Source organism: Devosia equisanguinis (assembly GCF_900631955.1).
Classification (GTDB): domain Bacteria; phylum Pseudomonadota; class Alphaproteobacteria; order Rhizobiales; family Devosiaceae; genus Devosia; species Devosia equisanguinis.
This window is the reverse complement of the sequence record NZ_UZWD01000038.1, coordinates 236285-259219: the sequence shown is the minus strand read 5'-3', so window position 1 is coordinate 259219 and position 22935 is coordinate 236285. Positions and strand designations below refer to the sequence as shown.

Annotated in this window: 20 protein-coding genes, 1 tRNA gene and 1 pseudogene; 11 read left to right on the top strand and 11 right to left on the bottom strand. The window is 60.3% G+C overall.

Going from position 1 to position 22935, the window contains the following annotated elements; translation table 11 throughout:
• The first annotated feature begins 117 nt into the window (after positions 1-117).
• From DEVEQU_RS16150 to DEVEQU_RS16135, 4 genes are all read left to right on the top strand, one after another.
• Complete coding sequence (locus DEVEQU_RS16150) at positions 118-867, top strand: sugar phosphate isomerase/epimerase family protein (protein WP_126151618.1); 750 nt, start codon at positions 118-120, stop codon at positions 865-867.
• Between the two features lie 4 nt (positions 868-871).
• Positions 872-2014 carry a Gfo/Idh/MocA family protein gene (locus DEVEQU_RS16145; RefSeq protein ID WP_126151617.1) on the top strand — a complete coding sequence of 381 codons (1143 nt, stop codon included), beginning with the start codon at positions 872-874 and terminating at the stop codon, positions 2012-2014.
• A gap of 162 nt (positions 2015-2176) precedes the next feature.
• Positions 2177-3235, top strand: a complete 1059-nt coding sequence (locus DEVEQU_RS16140) for a sugar phosphate isomerase/epimerase family protein (RefSeq protein WP_126151616.1) — start codon at positions 2177-2179, stop codon at positions 3233-3235.
• A gap of 132 nt (positions 3236-3367) precedes the next feature.
• A complete protein-coding gene (locus DEVEQU_RS16135) occupies positions 3368-4519 on the top strand; it encodes a Gfo/Idh/MocA family protein (RefSeq protein ID WP_126151615.1) in 1152 nt (383 codons plus the stop codon).
• Positions 4520-4584: 65 nt separating this feature from the next.
• Here the strand turns inward: DEVEQU_RS16135 and DEVEQU_RS16130 are convergent, their stop codons facing one another.
• From DEVEQU_RS16130 to metC, 4 genes are all read right to left on the bottom strand, one after another.
• Complete coding sequence (locus DEVEQU_RS16130; protein WP_164550447.1) at positions 4585-5451, bottom strand: TraB/GumN family protein; 867 nt, start codon at positions 5449-5451, stop codon at positions 4585-4587.
• 127 nt (positions 5452-5578) lie between these two features.
• On the bottom strand, positions 5579-5884 hold the full coding sequence (locus tag DEVEQU_RS16125) for an ETC complex I subunit (RefSeq protein ID WP_126151613.1): 306 nt from the start codon (positions 5882-5884) through the stop codon (positions 5579-5581).
• Between the two features lie 28 nt (positions 5885-5912).
• Positions 5913-5989, bottom strand: a tRNA-Pro gene (locus DEVEQU_RS16120).
• Between the two features lie 96 nt (positions 5990-6085).
• Entirely contained in the window at positions 6086-7273 is a 1188-nt protein-coding gene (gene metC, locus DEVEQU_RS16115; RefSeq protein ID WP_126151612.1) for a cystathionine beta-lyase, read from the bottom strand.
• A 220-nt stretch (positions 7274-7493) separates the two neighbouring features.
• Here metC and DEVEQU_RS16110 point away from each other — a divergent pair, with 220 nt between their 5' ends.
• The 5 genes from DEVEQU_RS16110 to DEVEQU_RS16090 all read left to right on the top strand — a co-directional run bounded on the left by DEVEQU_RS16110 (position 7494) and on the right by DEVEQU_RS16090 (position 13003).
• On the top strand, positions 7494-8510 hold the full coding sequence (locus DEVEQU_RS16110) for an amino acid ABC transporter substrate-binding protein (RefSeq protein WP_126151611.1): 1017 nt from the start codon (positions 7494-7496) through the stop codon (positions 8508-8510).
• 108 nt (positions 8511-8618) lie between these two features.
• Positions 8619-9809: an amino acid ABC transporter permease gene (locus tag DEVEQU_RS16105; protein ID WP_126151610.1), complete on the top strand. Its 1191-nt coding sequence runs from the start codon at positions 8619-8621 to the stop codon at positions 9807-9809.
• Between the two features lie 9 nt (positions 9810-9818).
• Positions 9819-10946, top strand: a complete 1128-nt coding sequence (locus tag DEVEQU_RS16100; RefSeq protein ID WP_126151609.1) for an amino acid ABC transporter permease — start codon at positions 9819-9821, stop codon at positions 10944-10946.
• A 4-nt stretch (positions 10947-10950) separates the two neighbouring features.
• A complete protein-coding gene (locus tag DEVEQU_RS16095; protein WP_126151608.1) occupies positions 10951-11751 on the top strand; it encodes an amino acid ABC transporter ATP-binding protein in 801 nt (266 codons plus the stop codon).
• A 229-nt stretch (positions 11752-11980) separates the two neighbouring features.
• Entirely contained in the window at positions 11981-13003 is a 1023-nt protein-coding gene (locus tag DEVEQU_RS16090; protein ID WP_126151607.1) for a transporter substrate-binding domain-containing protein, read from the top strand.
• 6 nt (positions 13004-13009) lie between these two features.
• Here the strand turns inward: DEVEQU_RS16090 and cls are convergent, their stop codons facing one another.
• Positions 13010-14461, bottom strand: coding sequence for a cardiolipin synthase (gene cls, locus DEVEQU_RS16085; RefSeq protein ID WP_223214260.1), 1452 nt, complete (start codon positions 14459-14461; stop codon positions 13010-13012).
• A gap of 241 nt (positions 14462-14702) precedes the next feature.
• Between cls and DEVEQU_RS20280 the strand changes: the two are divergent.
• Positions 14703-14867: pseudogene (locus DEVEQU_RS20280) on the top strand (glyoxalase superfamily protein); the annotation flags it as partial.
• A 633-nt stretch (positions 14868-15500) separates the two neighbouring features.
• Here DEVEQU_RS20280 and DEVEQU_RS16075 read toward each other — a convergent pair.
• The 5 genes from DEVEQU_RS16075 to DEVEQU_RS16055 form a co-directional block, all read right to left on the bottom strand.
• Positions 15501-16547 (bottom strand): cysteine synthase A, encoded by a 1047-nt coding sequence (locus DEVEQU_RS16075; protein ID WP_126151605.1) that lies wholly within the window; start codon positions 16545-16547, stop codon positions 15501-15503.
• A gap of 162 nt (positions 16548-16709) precedes the next feature.
• On the bottom strand, positions 16710-18122 hold the full coding sequence (locus DEVEQU_RS16070) for a cryptochrome/photolyase family protein (RefSeq protein WP_126151604.1): 1413 nt from the start codon (positions 18120-18122) through the stop codon (positions 16710-16712).
• 65 nt (positions 18123-18187) lie between these two features.
• Positions 18188-18640, bottom strand: a complete 453-nt coding sequence (locus tag DEVEQU_RS16065) for an SRPBCC family protein (protein WP_126151603.1) — start codon at positions 18638-18640, stop codon at positions 18188-18190.
• A complete protein-coding gene (locus DEVEQU_RS16060; RefSeq protein WP_126151602.1) occupies positions 18637-19857 on the bottom strand; it encodes an MFS transporter in 1221 nt (406 codons plus the stop codon). Before DEVEQU_RS16060 ends, DEVEQU_RS16065 begins: the two co-directional genes overlap by 4 nt.
• A gap of 116 nt (positions 19858-19973) precedes the next feature.
• Positions 19974-21479, bottom strand: coding sequence for an acetyl-CoA hydrolase/transferase family protein (locus DEVEQU_RS16055; RefSeq protein WP_126151601.1), 1506 nt, complete (start codon positions 21477-21479; stop codon positions 19974-19976).
• Between the two features lie 333 nt (positions 21480-21812).
• Here DEVEQU_RS16055 and ssb point away from each other — a divergent pair, with 333 nt between their 5' ends.
• Positions 21813-22337 (top strand): single-stranded DNA-binding protein, encoded by a 525-nt coding sequence (gene ssb / locus DEVEQU_RS16050; protein ID WP_126151600.1) that lies wholly within the window; start codon positions 21813-21815, stop codon positions 22335-22337.
• Between the two features lie 72 nt (positions 22338-22409).
• Here the strand turns inward: ssb and DEVEQU_RS16045 are convergent, their stop codons facing one another.
• Positions 22410-22934 carry a hypothetical protein gene (locus DEVEQU_RS16045; RefSeq protein ID WP_126151599.1) on the bottom strand — a complete coding sequence of 175 codons (525 nt, stop codon included), beginning with the start codon at positions 22932-22934 and terminating at the stop codon, positions 22410-22412.
• Between the last annotated feature and the right edge of the window lies 1 nt (position 22935).

Sequence of the window (22935 nt, the reverse complement as noted above, 5' to 3'; positions counted from 1 at the left end):
AAACCTTACTTTTGCGGTGCTCGGCCTGACCAGAGAGCGCGACAGTTTTTTGCCTGTCGGCTAACTCCATCGGCAGGCAGATGCGGCACCGCATCCCAACCCCGAAAAGAGGCCGAAATGGACTTTTCCTACCAGCTTTACAGTGCACGCAACGAAGCGTCGCTGGATGAAACCCTCAATACCCTGGCCAGCCTGGGTTACAAGCAGGTCGAGGGCTGGGGTGGCCAGTTCGCTGATCCCGCCGCGCTGGCGCAGAGCCTCAAGAATGCAGGCCTTACCATGCCGACCGCCCATATGGGCTACGGCCAGCTCGAAGACACCGATGCCGCGCTGAAGATCGTCGATCAGGTCGGCATTCAGACGGTCTATTGTCCGGCGCCCCCGTCGGAAGCCTTCCGCACCGGCGGTGGCAATTGGCAGGAATTCGCCGAAGGCCTGGCCAAGATTGCCGCCGCCTTCAAGGCCGCCGGCAAGGGCTTCGGCTATCACAATCACCACTGGGAGTTCGCCAAGGATGCCAACGGCAAGACGCCGATGGAACTGATCCTGGACGCCTCGCCCGACACACAGTGGGAAATGGACCTGGCCTGGGTGGTCAAGGCCAGTGAAGATCCGCAGTTCTGGCTGAGCAAGCTGGGCAGCCGCATCACCGCCGTCCACGTCAAGGACATCGCCCCCGCCGGCCAGAATGCTGACGAAGACGGCTGGGCCGACGTTGGTCACGGTACGCTCGACTGGAAGACGCTGATCGCTGACGTCAAGGCCAAGACCCAAGCGAAATATTTCGTGCTTGAGCACGACAAGCCGCTCGACGCCATCCGCTTCGCGCGCCAGTCCATGGACACTCTCAAGAGCTACGGAGTCTAAGCCAATGGCCAAGACCTATGGCGTCGGCATCATGGGTGCCGGCAATATTTCTGCCGCCTATCTCGGCCTTGCGCCCCTGTTCAAGGGCCTCGAGGTGCGTGCCGTGGCCGATATCGTTCCGGAGGCGGCCAAGCGCCGCGCCGACGAATTCAAGGTTGCCGCGCAGACGCCCGACGAATTGCTCAAAAACAGCGAGATCGACGTCATCGTCAACCTCACCGTTCCGGCAGCGCACTATCGCGTCTCGATGGACATCATCTCTGCCGGCAAGCACTCATATTCGGAAAAGCCGTTTGTGCTTTCCGTCGAAGAAGGCCTGTCGCTGAAAAAAGCTGCCGACGAGCGCGGTCTCAAGGTCGGTTCGGCGCCCGATACTTTCCTGGGCGGCGCACACCAGCAAGCGCGTGACATCATCGATAGTGGCAAGCTCGGCAAGATCATGAGTGGCACCACGCACGTGATGAGCCGCGGCATGGAGCATTGGCATCCCAATCCGGACTTCTTCTTCCAGCCCGGCGGCGGCCCGATCCTCGATCTCGGCCCCTACTACATCACCGACCTCGTACACCTGCTTGGGCCAGTGAAGAAGCTTTCCGCGTTCACCAATATGGCGCGCAATGAGCGCGTCGTGACCGCCGAAGGCCCGAACAAGGGCAGCATCATCAAGGTTGGCACTCCGACCACCATCCACGGCATTCTCGAGTTCCACAATGGCGCCATCGTCACCATCGGCGCCAGCTGGGACGTGGCGGCGCATGGCCACCACAATATTGAGCTCTATGGCACGGATGGCTCGATCTTCGTACCCGATCCGAATTTCTTCGGTGGCGATCTCGTCACCGCGGCTCTCGATGGCACCCGTACGCCGGTGGCCGCATGGGATCACCCCTTCGGCAAGCCGAACCAGGGTCTCGACCAGCCCAATCCACGTGCCAATTACCGTTGTGCCGGCCTCGCCGACATGATGATTTCGCACGAAACCGGCCAGACCGCGCGTTGTGGTCTCGATGTGGCTTTGCACGTCGTGGAAGTCATGACCGGGCTGCTCAAGGCCGGCGAGACCGGCGAAGTTCTGACCCTGCAGACCACCTGCGAGCGTCCCCGCGCCCTCAATATCGAAGATGCTCGCGCTCTTCTAAAGGCTTGATGGACGTACCTCATTGACAGGCGCTCGGCGCCGGTCAACACTGCTGAATAAAATGTTGGGCGGCGAGCAATCGTCGCCCGACTAGCATGCGGCCCATACGCCGAAATCATAAGAACAAGCCCCGGCAGTGCGGTGTGCGGGGCCTCGAGAGGAGACCTCCCCATGGCCACCACTGTTAAAGGCCCCGCCATTTTCCTCGCCCAGTTCGCGGGCGATCAGGCGCCGTTCGATACGCTCGACAATATTTGCCGCTGGGCTGCCGGCCTGGGCTATAAGGGCGTGCAGATTCCGACTTGGGTTTCGAGCTTCATCGATCTCGAAAAGGCCGCCAATTCCAAGACTTACGCGGACGAAATCAAGGGCATTGTCAACAGCCACGGGCTGGAGATCACCGAGCTTTCGACTCACCTTCAGGGGCAGCTCGTCGCCGTCCACCCCGCTTATGATACGGCGTTCGATGGCTTCGCCCCGGCGTCCGTGCATGGCAACCCGAAAGCCCGCCAGGAATGGGCGGTGCAGACCATGATGAATGCGGCCAAGGCGTCAAAGAACCTTGGCCTTAATGCGCATGCAACCTTCTCCGGTTCGCTGGCATGGCCCTATATCTATCCTTGGCCACAACGCCCGGCGGGCCTGGTCGAAGAGGCATTCGATGAGCTGGCACGCCGCTGGACCCCGATCCTCAATGCCTTCGACGAGGCAGGTGTGGATGTCTGCTACGAAATCCACCCCGGGGAAGACCTTCATGACGGCGTCTCCTACGAGATGTTTCTCGACCGCGTGAAGAACCATCCGCGCGCCAATCTGCTCTACGATCCGAGCCACTTTGTGCTGCAGCAGCTCGACTATCTCGACTACATCGACATCTACAAGGATCGCATCAAGGCCTTCCACGTCAAGGATGCCGAATTCAATCCGACCGGACGCCAAGGCGTCTATGGCGGCTTCCAGTCCTGGGTAAACCGGGCAGGGCGCTTCCGCTCTATCGGCGATGGCCAGGTGGATTTCCCGGCGATCTTTGCCAAGATGGCGGCCAATGACTTCAAGGGCTGGGCCGTGCTCGAATGGGAATGCGCGCTCAAGCATCCCGAAGATGGTGCCCGCGAAGGCGCGGAACTGATCCAGAGCTATATCATCAGGGTCACCGAAAAGGCCTTTGACGACTTTGCGTCCGGCGGCACCGATCAGGCGGCGAACCGCAAGATGCTGGGCCTGAGCTAAGCACCATCAAGGGGATTCACCCCGGCGAATGCCGGGGCCCATCTTGACATGGCGAGATGCATCCCGGCCTCCGCCGGGATGACATCCGCTGCAGGATGAGGTTTGGTACCCAATACGTATCGGGAGAGAAAAATGGCAGAAAACGGCGCAAAGCGCATTCGCTTGGGCATGGTTGGCGGCGGCACTGGAGCTTTTATCGGCTATGTGCACCGCATCGCGGCCCGCCTTGATGGCGATTACGAACTGGTGGCAGGCGCACTGTCGTCGCGCCCCGAAGTGGCCAAGGAATCAGGCAAAAACCTCGGCCTCGCCGACGACCGCATCTACACCTCCTATGAGGAGATGGCCAAGGCAGAGGCGGCGCGACCCGATGGTATCCAGGCGGTCGCCATCGTCACGCCCAACCATATGCATTTCGGCCCGGCAAAGGCCTTCCTCGAAGCCGGCATCCACGTGATCTGCGACAAGCCGATCACCTCGACGCTGGAAGACGCTCGCAAGCTGGCCGAAATCAAGCCGAAGAACGGCGCCAAGTTCCTGCTGACCCACAATTACACGGGCTATCCATTGGTGCGCCAGGCCCGCGAACTGGTTGCCTCCGGTGCACTCGGCAAGATCCGCGTCGTGCAGGTTGAATATCCGCAAGACTGGCTTACCGAAGCGGCCGGCGATGACAACAAGCAGGCCGCATGGCGCACCGACCCGGCCCGTTCCGGCGCCGGCGGTTGTATCGGCGATATCGGCACCCACGCCTACAACCTCGCCCGCTTCGTCACCGGTCTCAAGACCGATTCCGTGTCGGCCGATCTCACTGCTTTTGTGCCGGGCCGTCAGCTCGACGACAATGTGCACATCATGTTGCGTTTCGAGGGTGGCGCCAAGGGCATGCTCTGGGCCAGCCAGGTTGCCGTGGGCAACGAAAACGGCCTGCTGCTGCGCGTTTATGGCGAGAAGGGTGGCCTTGAATGGCGTCAGGACAACCCGAACTACATGTGGTTCACCGAGTTCGGTAAGCCCAAGCAGCTTCTGACCCGTGGTGGTTCGATTTCGGTACCGCCGGCCGCGTCGATGAACGTGCGCATCCCCTCCGGCCACCCCGAAGGTTATCTCGAAGCCTTTGCGACACTCTATAGCCAGTTCGCCGCCGTCATCCGTGGCGAGGGTGCTGATTACGAAAGCCTCTTGCCCAGCATGGCAGATGGCATCGAAGGCATGCAGTTCATCGTTGCGTCGGTGCAGTCGAGCCAGAACGACAGCAAGTGGACCAAGCTAAGCGCCGTTTAAGCGCTTGTCCCCCGCTCCAATAATGAATGCCCTCCGGCTTTGCCGGGGGGCATTTGCTTTTGCTGCTATTGTATGCGCTCGCTGGCATAGCCGCGCTTTTGCAGCATCTTGACCACGCTGGTCGAGCCGGTCATATGCGCGGCGCCGACAATCAGGAGCGCCTCCTCGTTTCGCTCCAGCATGCCGGCAATCTGGTCTGTCCAATTGGCATTGCGCTGATCGATGAGCCGGCTGACCATGCCACTGTCATATCCGCCCATCTGTTCCATGAAGATTTCGCCCAAGGCATCCGGATCACCGTCCATCCATGCGGCAACCATGGCGTCGAGGTCGGTCATCATGACGTGGAGCGTGTCGAGCGTGGCCTCGAGCATGGCAATCTGCTCGTCCATGGTTCCGCCGCCGAGAAAGCCGATCTGCTCCTCCGGTGTTTCCAGAAAGCCCTGACGCTCTTTAGGCACTTCGCGGCCCAGCACATTTTCGACGCCGAGGGTCGGATCGTATCCCGACCCCGCCATGACGCCGACAGAAATGGTGGTAGCGGCCATCCATGGCTGCATGGTGAGAAGGAAGGGCATCGGCATGTCATAGGCCTTGGCGGCCTCGCGCAGCCGATCGGTCAGTTCCGGGCCGATATGCTGGTTGAGCAGGGTGCCGTCATTGCTGAACCCCAGCTTGATTGTCAGGGGCGTAATCGTCAGCTGCGCTTCCGGACTGATGTCGGTTTCGAAGTAGACCCGGTCGGCCGTCTGCAGAAGATCGTCCAGGGCTTCGCTGCGCCAGTCGATGTCGGGAGGCAGCAAGTGTACGGAGCCAAACAGCCAGATTGAACTGTCCTCGTCGCTGATCTTCCAAAGCGCGGGTGCCGCTGACGCTGACGTGCACATGGCCAGAACTGCGGAGAAAGTAGCGAGGAAATGTCGGGCTTTCATGGGATCACTCCGGCAAATGGAACATCTGACCAGCCGGCGAACCGAGCTGAACACGCTTACCGTAGTGCAAAAAAGCAAAGCGCCGCAATCTCTTGCGGCGCCAGACGGAATCACAATGTCAGCCGGATCAGTGCGTCCAGGGCGTCTTGCGGTCGGACCTGAAGTTGTCCGGATAGCTGACGCGCTTGGGCGTCGGCTCATGCGCAGGCTGGACGGTATAGGCAATGCCGTTACGCTGAGCATAGGCCTCGGCCAGCTCAAGCGTGTCGAACGACAGGCGTACCTGCTGCTCCATGTCGGATGAGCTAGTATAGCCCATCAGCGGATCGATGGTGCGCGGAACCGCCAATTCATGCACCAGAACCCATTGCTTCGACTTGCCCCTGCCGGACTGCATGGCGTTGCGGGCAGGGCGGTAGATACGGGCGGTCATGCAGAATCCTCAACACGATGCGGTGCGATGGTCGGAGTACAAAGATTCGAACTTTGGACCCCCGGTTCCCAAAACCGGTGCTCTACCAGGCTGAGCTACACTCCGAGATCACGTGCATCCGTTAGCCTGTTCCTCGGCAAAGGGCAAGTGCCGAGCGGCCGATGCGGGCAGATGTTCACCGCCCGCAAAAATACTCTTGGCTTACCGGGCCTTTGCGTAACGCTCCAAGCCATCGGCGAGGTCGGACTTGAGGTCTTCCAAGTCTTCGAAACCGATATGCAGGCGCAGCAAATGACCTTCACTGTTCCATGGGACAGCCGTACGGTTCTTCACCAGCTTGGCCGGTAGGCACAGGCTTTCATAGCCGCCCCAGGAATAGCCCATGCTGAAGATGCGCAGATCATCGACAAAGGCCGCAAGGGCCGAGCGTGGACCACGCGGCAGGACGAAGGAGAAAAGGCTGCCCGAACCGGTGAAGTCGCGCTTCCACAAGGCGTGGTCGGGGTGGCTCGGCAGGGCAGGGTGCAACACGCTCGCAACGCCCTCCTGTTGCTCCAGCCAACTGGCAAAATCGAGCGCACGCTGCTCATGCTCGCGCATGCGGATGGCAAGGGTCTTTAAGCCACGCGACAGCAGGAAGGCTTCGTCGCCTGAAGTGTAGAATCCAAGCAGCCGGCGGGTGCTCTCCACATCTTTCCACGCGGCCTCCGTGGTCGAGATGGTGCCGCCAAAGGTGTCGGAATGGCCGGAAAACATCTTGGTTGCCGAATGCACCACAATGTCGGCACCGAGCGCCAGCGGCTTATAAAACAGGGGGCTCGCCCAGGTGTTGTCAACGATGACCCGGATGTCGTGCTTGTGGGCGGCGGCGGCGATCGCCGGCAGGTCCTGTACTTCAAAAGTCAGCGACCCCGGACTTTCCACGAAGATGGCGCGCGTATTGGCCTGAATCAGCTCGGCTATGCCTCCGCCGATGCGCGGGTCGAAATAGCGGGCCTTGATACCGGCCTTGGCCAGGTAGCCGTCGGCAAAGGCGCGGGTTGGCTCATAGGCGCTGTCGCTGATCAGTACCTCGTCGCCTGAGCGCAGGCAGGACATCAACGCGACAGTGATCGCCGCCAGGCCTGAGGGCACCAGCTGGGTACGATGAGCGCCCTCGAGTGCCGTCACCACTGATTCGACACCTTCGGTGGTGGGATTGCCTGCTCGCCCATATAGATAGGGCTGCTGCTGGGAATCCAGATCCGCCAGAGTTTTGAACAGCACAGTCGAGCCCCGGAAGACTGGTGTGTTCACAAAGCCGAAATGGTCGTTCGGCTCACGGCCGCCATGGGTCAGGATCGTCTCGACCGCCGTGTTTGCTGGGATTTTGTTGTTCTGGTCGCTCATGTATCGACTGCTCAAAAACGGATCACATTCATCATCTGTCTAAAAAAGAGACAGAGATGCTGTCCCAATGTACCTTCTGCCCTTGACGTTACGGTCAATAGACGCTTGCATGCTTAACAGCATCACAACCGTCACACAAAGGCGGTGGTGCAATCGGAGCCTCGGCAAACTTGATAGGTTCCGAATAGACGACAGGGTCAGGAAACAAAAAGGCAAATAAATGCAAAAAGCGCTCGTATCGATCGCAGTCGCGGCCTCGCTGGGGCTCGGCGCGACCGCCGCACAGGCGGCAATCCTTGATGATGTCAAGGCAAAGGGATTTATCCAGTGCGGCGTGACCGGTGGCGTCGCCGGTTTCTCTGCTCCCGACTCCAACAATGTGTGGACTGGCCTGGAAGTCGACTTCTGCCGCGCCATGGCTGCCGCAATCTTCAACGACGCGGACGCCGTTCGCTTCACCTCGCTGACCAGCCAGGAGCGTTTCACCGCCCTTTCCGCTGGCGAAGTGGATGTTCTCTCGCGCACCACGACCTGGACCATGAGCCGCGATACCCAGCTGGGCATCAGCTTTGTGGGCACCATGTTCTATGACGGTCAGGGCTTCATGGTGCGCAAGGAAGACGCCATCGATTCCGCACTCGACCTCAGCGGCGCTGCTATTTGTATCGAGTCCGGCACCACCACCGAACTCAACGCCGCCGACTATTTCGCCGCCAACAGCATGGAATTCAACACTGTTGTGTTCGTTGATCAGGACGAAGTGGTGAAGGCCTACGAAGACGGCCGCTGCGACGTTTACACCACCGACTCCTCTGCCCTCGCGGCGGAACGTTCTAAGTTCGCCAATCCAGACGATCACATCATCCTGCCCGAGATCATTTCCAAGGAGCCGCTCGGCCCCGTGGTTCGCGCCGGTGACACGCAGTGGTTCAACATCGCTCGCTGGACCTATTTCGCGCTGCTCGAGGCCGAAGAGCTTGGTGTAAGCTCGGCCAACGTCGATGAACAGCTCGGTTCGGACAACCCGGCCATCAAGCGCCTGCTTGGCGTTGAAGGCGAGTTCGGTGCGCCGCTCGGCCTCGACAATGCCTGGGCCTACCAGATCATCAAGCTGGTCGGTAACTACGCAGAGAGCTACGATCGTAACGTGGGTCCGGATACCCCGATCGGGCTGGAACGCGGCCTGAATGCCCTGTGGCGCGACGGCGGCATCCAGTACTCCCCGCCGATCCGCTAAGCCGAACGAATTGAGCCGGCGCTCCCTTGGAGCGCCGGACTTTTTGTTCCGTCGACTGCGCGCCGTCTTGGCTGCGCGGCGGCTCTTCGCGGCCAAGGGACAGCATAAATGACAACTTACGATACGGGCCCTCAATCGGCCCCACGGCCCAGCTTTTTCAACGACCCGATGATCCGAGGGATCATTTACCAGGTGGTCGTGGCTGGCATCATCATCGCCTTCATTTCATGGATCATCGGCAACACCGCCGCCAATCTGGCAGCGCAGAACAAGACCACCGGCTTCGACTTCCTGTGGCGGACCGCCGGCTTCGACATCTCTTTCTCGCTGTTGCCCTGGTCCCGCGCCTCCTACTACTGGGAAGCGTTTCTGGTCGGGCTCTTGAACACTTTGCTGGTTGCCGTGGTGGGCATCATCTTCGCCACCATTCTTGGCTTCACCATCGGCATTGCTCGGCTGAGCACCAATTTCATCGTCTCCAGCATCGCCACCGTCTATATCGAGGTGATCCGCAACATCCCTCTGCTGCTGCAGCTGTTCTTCTGGTACTTCGCCGTCCTCAAATCAATGCCGGCGGTTCGTAACTCGCTGGAACTACCCTTTGATTCCTTCATCAACCAGCGCGGCGTGATGGTGCCGCGACCCATACCGGACGAGCAGTTCAACTTCGTCTGGCTCGGCCTGCTGTTGGCAATTATCGGCGTCATCGTGCTGAGGCGCTGGGCCAAGAAACGGCTCGAGGCTACCGGACAGCGCTTTCCGGTGTTCCTGACGTCCCTTGTGATACTCTTCGGCGTAACGGCGCTGGTCTTCTGGGTCAGCGGCGCCAGCGTGGCTTTCGAAATTCCAGTGCTGGAGCGTTTCAATTTCCGCGGTGGCCTGCAATTGCCGCCGGAATTCGTTGCCCTCGCCTTTGGTCTCACCATCTATACGGCAGCCTTCATTGCCGAGACGGTTCGCGGCGGTATCCAGTCAGTCAGCCATGGGCAGACTGAAGCCGCCGCATCGCTTGGGCTCAAGGAGGGCGACAGACTGCGTCTGGTCATCGTTCCGCAGGCCATGCGGGTGATCGTGCCACCGCTCACCAGCCAATATCTCAATCTGACAAAGAACTCATCGCTGGGCGCCGCCATTGGCTACCCCGAACTGGTGAACGTCTTTGCCGGCACCTCTCTCAACCAGACTGGCCGGGCGATCGAATGTATCGCCATCACTATGGCCGTCTATCTCACATTCTCACTGCTCACCTCGGCGATCATGAATTGGTACAACGCCCGGGTTAAGCTGGTGGAACGGTAGGAGGGCGCCATGACAGATATTGGTTTCGTCCGATCCGAAATTGTTCCTGCGCGTCCTGCGCCGATCCGCACCAGCGGCATTGTGGCCTGGGCTCGCAAGAACCTCTTCGCAACGCCGCTCGATTCAGTGCTGACTGTGCTCGGCGCGGCTTTCCTGCTCTGGGTGGTGCCGCCGCTTTACGGGTTTTTCTTCGGCAATGCCGTTGGCCCTGGTGGCACGGTGGAACAGTGCCGGCTTGAAAATGCCGGTGCGTGCTGGGCCTATATCGCTGCTGAGATGAACTTCTTCATCTACGGCTTCTATCCGGTGCAGGAGTTCTGGCGTCCGAACCTGGTATTTGCGCTGGGTGCACTGCTCCTGACGCCGATGCTGATCCCCAAAATGCCGTTCAAGCGCCTCAATGCGGTGCTATTGCTGATCGTCTATCCGATCGTCAGCTACATCCTGCTTGCTGGCGGCCTGTTCGGCCTGCGAGTTGTGCCAACCGAGCAGTGGGGTGGTCTTCTGGTCACCCTGATCATCTCGGTGGTCGGCATCACCTTATCTTTCCCCATGGGCATCGTGCTGGCGCTGGGGCGCCAGTCCAACCTGCCGATCATCAAGACCGTCTGCATCATGTTCATCGAACTGATCCGTGCGGTACCGCTGATCACCATCCTGTTCATGGCTTCGGTGATGTTGCCGCTGTTCATGCCGCAGGGCATGACCGTGGACAAATTCCTCCGTGCGCTCGTCGGTGTCACGCTCTTCACCTCGGCCTATATGGCTGAAGTGGTGCGCGGCGGCCTGCAGGCCATCCCGCGGGGGCAATATGAAGCGGCGGCGGCCTTGGGTTTGGGCTATTGGAGACGGATGTGGTTCATCATCCTGCCCCAGGCGCTCAAGCACGTGATCCCGGGGATCGTGAACAACTTCATTTCCTTGTTCAAGGATACGTCGCTCGTCTACATCGTCGGCATGAGAGACCTGCTCGAAGCGGTTAAGACCAAGAACGACTCCGCCATTGAATGGCAGTCGGCCAATACTGCGACCACCGGCTATATCTTCGCCGCCATGGTCTTCTGGGTCTTCTGTTTCGGCATGTCCCGCTACTCCATCTTCATGGAGCGCCGTCTTAACACTGGCTACAAGAGGTAGCTCTATGTCTCAGGTTTCCGAAACCACCGTCGACCGTGTCGTCAACACCAGCCACATGCAGGTCTCCCAGACCGAAGTCGCGATCGAAGTCATCGACATGCACAAATGGTATGGCGATTTCCACGTGCTGCGCGACATCAACCTCAAGGTGATGAAGGGCGAGCGCATCGTCATCGCCGGACCTTCCGGGTCCGGCAAGTCGACGCTCATCCGCTGCATCAATCGCCTGGAGGAGCATCAGGAAGGCCAGATCATCGTCAACGGCACCGAGCTGACCGCTGATCTCAAGCGCATCGACGAAGTGCGCCGCGAAGTGGGTATGGTGTTCCAGCACTTCAACCTCTTCCCGCATCTCACCATCCTGCAGAACCTCACCCTGGCACCGATCTGGGTGCGCGGCACTCCCAAGGCCGAGGCCGAGGCGACGGCAATGCACTATCTCGAGCGGGTGAAAATCCCCGAGCAGGCCAACAAATATCCCGGCCAGCTTTCTGGTGGGCAACAGCAGCGCGTTGCCATTGCCCGCTCGCTCTGCATGCAGCCTAAAATCATGCTGTTTGACGAACCCACCTCCGCGCTCGATCCCGAAATGGTCAAGGAAGTGCTCGAGGTGATGATCAGCCTGGCCGAGGAAGGCATGACCATGATTTGCGTGACCCACGAAATGGGGTTTGCCCGTCAGGTCGCCAACCGCGTGATCTTCATGGACCAGGGCCAGATCATCGAGCAGAACGAGCCGGAGGCGTTCTTCTCCAATCCGCAGCACGAACGCACCAAATTGTTCCTCAGCCAGATTCTGCACTGAGGCCAGCGGAACTCCTGCCCATTCCGGGCATGCCTTGCGGCACAATTAGTAGGGGGTCGAGCCGGTCCACGGCTTGACCCCATTTTTCTGGCTGCCAATATGCGGGCAGGGACTGAAGCGTTCCGGCCGAAGCAGCAATTGAATTGCGGCCGGCCGACGCGCCAAAACAAGGACTTAGATCGTTCGCTGATTCAGGGAAACCGGCGAAACGACCTGGAAAGCCGGCAGATTGATCCGTTTTTGCAAGCCATTGCTGCTTCTGGCCGCGCTTTCGATCGGCCTCGCTGCGCCGCCGGCCGCCGCCCAGACGCTGGCCGCTGTGCGTGAACGGGGTTTTCTGGTCTGCGGATCGGCCAATCCGTTGGCCGGCTTTGCCCAGCAGGACAGCGATGGCCGCTGGTCCGGTTTCGATGTGGACCTGTGCCGTGGCCTCGCGGCGGCGGTGTTTGGCAATCCCGATCTCATTGAGTTCCGGGCCTTTCGCGGCGAAGCGCGTTTTGCGCCGCTGCAAACCGGCGCCGTGGATGTGCTGATGCGGAACGGCGCCTGGGTTGCCGGGCGCGATATCCGCTATGGCGCCGAATATGTGACGCCCAGTTTCTTCGACGGCCAGGCTTTCCTGGTGCCGCAATCGCTGGGGGTGGTTTCGGCCTATGAACTCGACGATGTGAGCATCTGCGTGGTCGACGGTTCGGGCGAGTTGCAGGCGCTGGACGAGTTTTTCTTCGCCAATCAGACCAGTTTCAATGAAGTGGTCTATGAGGAGGTGGCCGATCTCATGGTCGCCTACCGCTCCGGCCTCTGCCAGGTCGCATCGGCCTCCGGGCGGCAGTTGCAGGCCATTCGTCGGGAACTGCCCGATCCCGCCCAGCATCGCATCCTGCCCGAGCGCATTTCCAAGGAGACGTTGGCCCCGGTTGTGAGACAAGGCGATATCGAGTGGTTCAACATCGTGCGCTGGACCATTTTTACCTTGATCACCGCCGAGGAGGTTGGGGTGACCAGTCTCAACATCGACTCCCTGGCGGCTACGCGTACCCCGGCGGTCAAACGCCTGCTTGGCCTTGAGGATGATTACGGTGCCGCGTTCGGCCTGCGCCCCACCTTCATGGCCGACATTATCCGCGCCATCGGCAATTACGCCGAGCTCTATGACCGCCACTTCGGCCCGCAAACCGGCGCGGCCATGCTGCGGGGCCAGAACGCCCTGTGGAGCAATGGCGGGCTTCTCTACGCCCCGCCGATCCGCTAGGCCGATTTACAGCAGTGGCGACAAGAGCCGCGCTGCCTGTGTCAGGAAATAATGCGGCAAGGAGCGTGTTTCTACCTCGGCCTTGCTGACCTGACGGCAGGATTTGAAGTCGGTCAGCAACATGTCCTCGATCGTGTCCAACACAGTCTTGCCGGTGAACCAGAGCGTAATCTCGAAATTGATCGCGAAGGAGCGGTTGTCGAAATTGACGCTGCCGACCGTGGCGATTTCATCGTCCATCAACACGACCTTCTGATGCAGGAAGCCGTCGACATAGCGATAGACGGAGATGTCGTGCTGCACCATGGCATCGGCATGGGCCATGCTGGCGAGCCAGACCATGGCGTGATCGGGATTGTCGGGCAGCATGATGCGCACATCGACACCGCGCAGGCGCGCGGCGAACAGTGCGGTGCGAATATCGGTATCGGGCACGAAATAGGGGCTGACGATCCAGAGACGCTTGCGGGCCCGCCCGATCAGGTCGGTATAGGCGATTGCGCACTCTTCCAGCTTGTCGGCAGGGCCCGAGCCCATCACCAGCACTGACTGGTCCCCTGGCGTATCCACAGTTTTGGGCGGCGTCGCTGGCAGCAATTCGCCCGTTGCCCACTCCCAGTCCTCGCGGAACAATAAAGCGCAGCCCAGGGCCGCCGGTCCTGACACGCGGACATGCGTGTCCCGCCAGTGACCGAATTTCGGATTCTCGCCGAGATATTCGACGCCAACATTGTGGCCGCCGACCCAGGCATGCTTGCCATCGGCCACCACGATCTTGCGATGATTGCGGTAATTGATGCGGGTCGGGCCATAAAGACGCATGAACTTATGGCGCTGATTGAAGCCTGCCACCTTGATCCCGGCATCGCGTAGCTGCGTGCGGAACCGCTTGGGCATGCCCGTGCTGCCGACATCGTCATACAGCAGGTAGACAGAAACGCCGGCCTTAGCGCGGGCTATCAGCCGCTCGGCCAGTTGCTGGCCAAGCTTGTCGTCACGGATGATGTAGAACTGGACCAGCAAATACTCCTGGGCCGCATCTATGCCTTCGAAGATCGATTGGAACGTCGCCTGCCCATCGATCAGCAGTTCGACGTCGTTTCCGTTGAGAAAAGGCAGCTCCGACACGGCCACCTGTACCGGCCATTTGTCGTCGGTCTCTCGGTCGATCAGCGCAAGATCCTTGGCGCGCAAGGGCCGGTTGGCGCGGCCGTTCTTGATGCGATCAGTGGCGTAGTCGTCGAATAGTTTCCAGCCGAAGATCAGGTAGAGAAAAGCCGTTGGGAACGGCAGCAGGATCAGTGACAGCAGCCAGGCGATGGACCCCTGGGAGGTGCGTGAATTGAGAATTTCCCGGATCGCGCAGACGATTGCCAGGGCGTAGATCGCCGCCATGACCAGGGCGACTATATGTAGATCCGCCACGATGGCCCGCAGAATATCGTCTATGCCGAACACCTTGCCCCCGGGACACTGATTTGGAGCTGCAGTGTATCAGGCAGCAGACCCGCGACAATCCCGAGTTGACAGCAACCTTCATGGGAGTAGCATCGACGAATGGCTTCGTGCAGCCAGCCGCTCGCACCCGAACGGGGGTGGTGAATGCACGATCTGAACTTGGTTTGACCCTGACCTCACGGGCAAGCCGTCAGCAATGCGAGCACTGACTACGAAATTGCCCGTCCGAAAGGATCAGACCATGCATAGTTTCATGGACGCAAAGCTCATGGCCAAATTACTTCGACAGGGGTTGGCAGAGCGAAATGTCAGCCTCAGCCATAGCGACTGTCTGGAACTGGTGGCCCGCCAGTTCGGGCTAGCCAACTGGAACATATTAAGCGCCCGTATCGACCTTGCCGAAGCTGATATGCGACCGCTGGCCATGCCGGAGGGTTGGCTCGATGCAAGCGTAAACCGCGACGGCTATTTTCGTATGGGACTTGATCCCGACAGGCCTGGCTGCGCCATGATCCAGAGCACACCGGTGGCATATCATGCTCGGGATGCTCAGTTTGGCTCCATGGCACAAATCATCAGTGCCGAACCGTATCGGGAGGCAGCGGTCCGGGTGGCTTGCGAATTGTCGTGCCGCGATCTTGATGGGGGCGTAACCATGTGGATGCGCATCGACGATGCTCAGGGCCGCAAGTTGCGCTTCGAAAATCTGTTGGATCGCCCGGGCATTGCCGCAAGAGGTTCCGAGGACTGGAAAGGTTTCGCGATCACGCTTGATGTCCCGGCGACCGCTGAAAGCATCTATTTTGGCTTTCTGTTGACGGGGCGGGGCACCGGCTGGGCTCGTAATTTCACGGTGGGGGCAGCTGAAGCCACTGAGGCGCTGAAGCGGCGTCGGCCTTATCGGTTTGACCGGCCAACCAACCTCGGATTTGGCCAGTGATGGCCAACGACCGGGCTGATCAGCCAGCCCGGGGTCGACGTAAACAGCGCCCTCGGGACGATCCGAGGGCGGTCCTGCCAAGCGGGGCGCGTTTGCCCATCAAGCCTCTGGCAGGATGACGCTCGAAATATCGATGGGCGTGCGTTCGACCATCCAGCGCGGCACCGGCAAGTTTTTCTCAACGAGGAATTCCGGATTATAGATCTTGCTGGCGTAGCGATTGCCATAGTCGCAGAGGATAGTGACGATGGTTTTACCCGGGCCCAGATCGCGGGCCATGCGTACGGCGCCAGCTATGTTGATCGCGCTCGAGCCGCCGAGGCAAAGTCCCTCATGTTCGAGCAGGTCGAAGATGTAGGGCAGGGCTTCTGCATCGGGGATCTGGTAGGGCAAGTCGACCTTGAGATCCTGAAGATTGGCGGTGATGCGGCCCTGACCTATCCCCTCGGTGATCGAGTTGCCCGAGGACTTGAGCTCGCCATGGGCGTAATATTCGTAAAGCGCCGCCCCCTCGGGGTCAGCCAGCCCGATTTTTACATCAGGATTGCGCGCCCTCAGCGCCTCGGCGACGCCGGCAAGTGTGCCCCCGGAACCGACTGCGCAGATGAAGCCGTCAATGCGCCCATTGGTCTGCTGCCAGATTTCTGGACCCGTGGTTTCGATATGGGCGCGCTTGTTCGAGACATTGTCGAACTGATTGGCCCAGACGGCGCCATTCGGCAGTTCGGCATTGAGCTTTTCGGCCAGGCGCCCGGAAATCTTGATGTAGTTATTGGGATTCTTGTAGGGCTTGGCGGGCACTTCAATGAGTTCGGCGCCGTAAAGGCGCAGGGCGTCCTTCTTTTCCTGGCTCTGCGTCTCGGGAATGACGATCACCGATTTGAAGCCGAGCGAATTGGCCACCAGCGTCAGGCCGATGCCGGTATTGCCCGCAGTGCCCTCAACAATAGTGCCACCGGGCTTGAGCGCGCCCGATTTGACCATGTCATGGATGATGAACAGCGCCGCGCGATCCTTGACCGACTGGCCAGGATTGAGAAACTCCGCCTTGCCCCAGATGTCGCTACCGGTAAGAGCCGAGACGCGATTGAGACGGATGAGGGGCGTGTTGCCGATTGCGGAGATTAGGTCTTGGTGCTTGGCCATGGTCGAATTGTCGGTGGATCAAGCACTTATGGTAGGGGCGCCACCGGGGCGGCGCAAGCGTTGCGGCGACTGAACGGCACGGCTTTTCCTCGCTCGCCCCTTCGGCGCAAGTGAGCTCGCCGGCTGATGCTCGCCGTGGAATAAGTTTTCGCCAGGTCCGGTTCAGCTTAGGGCCGCCGATGCATCAAGAGCCCGTTGCCGCGTGTCTTTGAGATCGGCGATAGGCCTTGGATAGGTCTTGCCGAGGACGATGCCTGCAGCGGTGAGGTCCGATGCCGGTGCCTCCCAAGGCTTGTGAACAAACTTGTCGGACAGTTCTGCGATCTCGGGCACCCAGCACCTGACATAGTCTCCAGACGCGTCAAAACGTTCGCCCTGGGTTACGGGATTGAAGATGCGGAAATAGGGCGCCGCATCCAACCCGGAGCCGGCGACCCACTGCCAACTGGCGGGATTGTTGGCCATATCGGCATCGACCAGGCAATCCCAGAACCACTTTTCGCCCAGGCGCCAGTCGGTCAGCAGGTTCTTGCTCAGAAACGAAGCCACGAGCATACGCACCCGATTGTGCATGTACCCGGTCTCCCAAAGCTCGCGCATCCCGGCGTCGATGATGGGGATGCCGGTCTGGCCGGCTTGCCAGGCTGCAAGATCGTTCGGCGCGTGACGCCAGCGCATACCTTCATATTTGCCCTGCATGGATATCTCGGCGATATCCTGGCGGTGGTAGAGTTGGTGATAGCTGAACTCTCGCCATGCCAACTCGGACAGGAATTTTTCCACCGACCCCGCCAATGTGGGCTCGGCATCGGCGCGCATGCGCGCGGCACGCCAGATCTGACGCGGACTGATTTCACCGAAACGTAGATGTGGGGATAGTCTGGAAGTGAGATCTTTGGCTGGGATATCGCGACCATCGGGGTAATCGGCGAGACGCTCATCAAGGAAGGCTCCAAGCGCATCTCGTGCGCCTGCCTCGCCGATTGTCCAGTATTGCGCCATTTTCGGCGCCCAGAATGGAATGTCATAACCCCCGTCGACTGATCTGGTCTTGCGGGCTGCGCGTTTCTTGGGGGCCGGAAGCGGTGCTTCAATCGGTATGTTACGGAGCGATTTCCAGAACGGCGTAAACACCGAATAGGGTTTGTGCTGGCCGGTTTCGATCATCCACGGTTCGACCAGCAAATTGCCCGGATGCGAGGTGACGGTGATCCCAGTTTCGCGCAGTTTCAATTTTGTCGCCGCGTCGAGGTCACGCTCTGCTGGCGCATAACGCCGATTCCAGTGGATTGCCGCAGCATCCTTATCGTGGACGAATTTTTCAAGCACCGCCCCCGCCCGGCCCGACAAAACCTCGAAGGCGATCCCGTGCTGGGCCAGGTCTGCTTCCAGCGCGACCAGACTATGGTGCAGCCACCACCGTGCTGCCGCACCCACGGGGCGCAGTTCCGGGTCGGTTTCATGCACGTAGATGGCGATAACAGGCCGGCCATCATGCGCGGCAGCATGAAGGGCAGGATTGTCGGTCAGGCGCAGATCGTTGCGCAGCCAGACGAGTGTAGGAGATGCGGTCACGTTCGGCTCCGGATGTCCGAGGAGATACGCCCGAAGCCCGCTTCCGGTTCACCCGCGCCGGATGGTTATTCCATCAATTCGGCCAAGGTCTCGAGCGCCGCGCTCCAGGCTTCCATGGAGAAGATGCGCGTCTGTGCATCGGCGTGCGGCAAGCCCCGCTCGGTGAGCGTGATGCTGGTGCTGTCCTGGTCGATGGCCTTGAAGGTGAGGTCGAGCACGAACAGCAGTTCTTCACCCTCTTCCTCGTCACGATGGACCCAGGAAAGCACAAGGCGCTCATCTTCGAGATAAGTCAGCACTTCGCCGCTGACCTCGTGGTCGGCTTCATCATCCTCGTCGGCAAAAGTGACAAAGCGATATTGTCCACCCTCGAACGCGTCGAACTCAGCCTCATCGGCCTGCCATTGCTCGATCAGTGCCGGATCGGTCCAGGCTGCGAATACGTCGCTGACATTGGCCTCAATGGTCCGCGTCAGGGTGATCTGGCTGTCGCTATCGCCTTCGAGTGCGGAGGTCATGCACGCTTTCCTTCAGGATAGAGTTCTGCGGTTCTCGGCAGGAAGATGGTGAGGATACCCAGCGCCGGCAAGAAGGCACAGATCTGGAACACGGCGATGATGCCGATCCAGTCTGCCAGCGCGCCCATGACCGCGGCGCCGAGCGCACCGATGCCGAAGGCGAAGCCGAAGATGAAACCGGCGATCATACCCACCTTGCCGGGCACCAGTTCCTGCGCATAAACCACCATGGCCGAGAATGCGGACGAGAGAATGAGGCCAACCATGACGCTCATCACTGCCGTCCAGAACAGGTCCAGATAGGGCAGGGCGAGGGTGAAGGGCAGGGCACCCAGGATCGACACCCAGATCACCGCGAGCCGGCCATAACGGTCGCCGATGGGCCCGCCGAAGAACGTGCCTGCGGCCACTGCGCCCAGGAAGGCGAAAAGATAGAACTGGGCCTCCTGTGCGGACAGCTGGAATTTCTCAATGAGGAAGAAAGCGTAATAGCTCTTCAGCCCCTCGATATAGATGAACTTGCTGAGCAGCAGCGCCCCGATGACCACAAAGGCGGTGATCAACCGCTGGCGGGACAGCGCCGGCTTGGCGAGGGCCACTTTGGGGCGGCTGGCCGCCTGGCGCTGATGCTCGGCGTACCAGCGACCGACATAACTGAGAAGCACCACGCCGAGCGCCGCCACGGCGAGGAAATAGAACACGCTCGACTGGCCCAGCGGCAAGAGGATGAACGCGGCGGCAAGTGGGCCCAGAGCAGTGCCGGCATTGCCACCCACCTGGAATAGCGATTGAGCAAATCCCAGCCGACCGCCCGAAGCCATGCGCGCCACGCGCGATGCCTCCGGGTGAAACAATGCCGAGCCGGTGCCGACGATAACGGCGGCGATGAACAACATCCAGAAGCCACTAGCCGCAGCGAGCGCCGCCACGCCGAGGGCCACGATCATCATGGAGATGGCAAGCCAATAGGGTTTGGGCTTGAGATCGCCAGACAGGCCGAACAGCGGCTGCAGCAAACAGGCGGTGATCTGCTGGCCCAGTGTCAGCAGACCAATTTGCAGATAACTCAGCCCGTACGTCTCCTTCAGCATCGGATAAAGCGCCGGGAGAAGGAATTGCAGCAAGTCGTTGAGCAGATGGGCCCCGCTCACTGCAAGAATAATGGTCAGGGCCGTACGCTGCGCTTCGGGCGCAGGTGGGGAAGAAACGTTGGTCATGGAAATGCTTCAGGACAGTTTGCACTGTCCTACCCCGGCGGCAGGGGAAGAGCAATCATTGTTGCACAAGAACTAGGCAGCCGCTTGTTGGCCCACGGCTTGCCGATGGGAGCGCCTCAGCTTTCCCGCATGCTTCCGGTCTTTTGGCGGCGCACATGCCAGGCGAAAGCTTCCTCGATGAGATGCGGGGTATGTCCGCCTCGCGCCACGGCCCGCTCGAAATAGTCGCGCAATTGTGGGCGGTAATCTGGATGGGCGCAGTTCTCGATGATCAGCGCGGCGCGTTCGCGTGGCGCCAGCTCGCGCAGGTCGGCGAGCCCACATTCGGTGACCAGAATATCGACATCGTGTTCGGTGTGGTCGACATGGCTGACCATCGGCACCACTGAGGAAATGGCACCATTTTTCGCCAGTGACTTGGTAACGAAGATCGAGAGATAGGCATTGCGCGCGAAATCGCCGGAGCCGCCGATGCCGTTCATCATCATGGTGCCGTCCACATGCGTCGAGTTGACATTGCCATATATGTCGAATTCCAGCGCAGTATTGATGCCAATAATGCCCAGCCGCCGGATGATCTCGGGATGGTTCGAGATTTCCTGCGGTCGCAGGATCAGCTTGTCCTTATAGGCCTCGAAACTGCCGAACACCCGTTCGGCATAGGGCGCACTCAGGGTGATCGACGACGCCGATGCAAAGCTGAGCTTGCCGGCGTCGAACAGGTCAAAGGTCGAATCCTGCAGCACCTCGCTGTAGAGACGCAAATGGTGGAAGGGGCCGTCTGCGAGACCCTGCAGCACCGAGTTAGCGATCGAGCCAATGCCGGCCTGTAGTGGCTGCAGCGTCAGGTCGAGCCGGCCGCTCGCGACTTCTCTCTCGAAAAAGGCGATGAGATGACGGGCGATAGCGCTGGTCTCAGCATCGGACGGCAGCACGGAGGATGCGCTGTCGGTTTCGTTGGTGATGACAATCGCCGCGATCTTCTCGGGTGGGATCGGTACATAGGGCGTACCCACGCGGCTGTCGCAGGCCATCAGGGGGATAGGCGCACGGGTCGGGCGCTTGGAGGGGATATAAATATCGTGCAAACCATCCAGTCCCATTGGCTGCGACAGGTTGATTTCGACGATGACCTTCTTGGCCAGGATGGCAAAGCTCGCCGAATTACCGATTGATGTGGTTGGCACCAGTCCCCCGTCTTCATTGATGGCGGCCGCTTCGACGATGGCATAGTCGATGGGCCCGAGCTGGTTGGAGCGCAGATGCTCCACTGTTTCGCTCAGGTGTTGGTCGATGAACATCACCTCGCCGCGATTGATGGCTTTGCGCAGCGTAGGGTCGGCCTGGAACGGCATGCGCCGGGCGAGCACTTTCGCCTCGGTGAGCATGCGGTCGATATCGTGACCGAGGGAGGCGCCGGTAATCAGGGTGATCTTGAACGGATCGGCCTTGGCCCGTTCTGCCATCGCGACGGGAACGGCCTTGGCATCGCCGGCCTTGGTGAAGCCGCTCATACCAACCACCATGCCATCCTTGATCAGCGCCGCCGCTTCATCGGCGGAGACAATGCGATCGAGAAGCGCTTTGTTGCGGATGCGGGCGGAGAGGTCGGCAGGGGTCATCGCAAACTCTGAATTAAAACGTCACGACTCCTCCTTGCCACGACTGTGTGGCAGCGCCTTGATCCCGGTCAAGCTCAACATTGTTGACACAGAAGTCGTGAGAACATAAAGTGAACAAAATGCATAGGCACGGTTTTTTGGGAACGGGGAAGGGCGCGCCATGTCGTGTCCGGGCCTGTTGAGAACCGCAGAATTGGACAGACTGACTTGCCTCGGAAAAGCTATGGTGCGGTCGAAGGGCAGGGCCGTGCACTGACGGCTATAGTCCTGCCCAATGGATCGAAAGCGTCCCGCGACAGGGCAGACCGGGACTGAATTGGAAGGAAGTGCGCCATGGCTGGCAGCGTGAACAAGGTCATTCTGGTGGGCAATCTGGGCAATGACCCGGAAGTCCGGAACCTGCCCAATGGCGGCAAAGTGGTTAATCTCAGTATCGCCACATCTGAAAGCTGGAAGGACCGCAATACCGGCGAGCGCCGCGAAAAGACCGAGTGGCACCGCGTGGTGATCTTCTCCGAAGGCTTGGTCCGTGTGGCCGAAAGCTACCTGCGCAAGGGCAGCAAGGTCTATATCGAGGGCCAGTTGCAGACCCGCAAATGGCAGGACCAGTCCGGCCAGGACAAGTACTCCACCGAAGTGGTGCTGCAGGGCTTCAACTCCAACCTGACGCTGCTCGATGGCCGCGGTGATGGCGCTGGAGCCGGCGAGGGCGGCGGTGGCTACCGCAGCAATGACGATGGCGGCTTCCGTGGCGTCAGCGATCGTGGCGGCAACGGTGGTGGCGGCGGCGGGCGTCGTCCGTCCTCCAACGCTCCAGCCTTCGAGCCCGGCGGCATGGATGACGACATTCCGTTCTAAGCGAACACAACAAAAAGGGCGGCCTCGGAGCCGCCCTTGTCATTCCATGGCTTTGCCCAAGGCTCGCCGATATCAGCGGCTGAACGGCACTTCGGCGCGCAGGCTGTCGCCGGATTCAACATAGACGACGTCGAAGGACACCTTGATGGCGTCGGCGCTGAGATGGATCTGCGCCGAAATATTGAGGTCCTTGCCGGCCTCGTCCTTGTTGCGTTCGCGCAGGTTGAAGGTCAGGCCGCCGCCCCGCTTCTGACCGACCGCGATACCGCTGAACGAGGCGTTCGAGGTCATTGCGGCTTCGAACCGCTTGTTGGCATCCACATAGGCCAGCGTACCGGCCACCGACAGATTGCTGCCGGCCAAAGTGCAGCGGCCATTATAGTTGACCTTGTCCTGGTTGCCCTGGCTCAGCGTCAACCGGCAGACCACGGTCTCCTGGTTGGCGCCGACCAGTACGCCACGGCCGCGCCACTCACCGATATAGGACTTGAGAAGCGCCACGTCGGCCGGCGCGGCGATAGCCGGACCAGCAGCGCCTGCCGTCGCCACCACCGCAGCCAGGGCGGCGGCTTGGGTCAGGTGTCCAAGTTTCGTCATG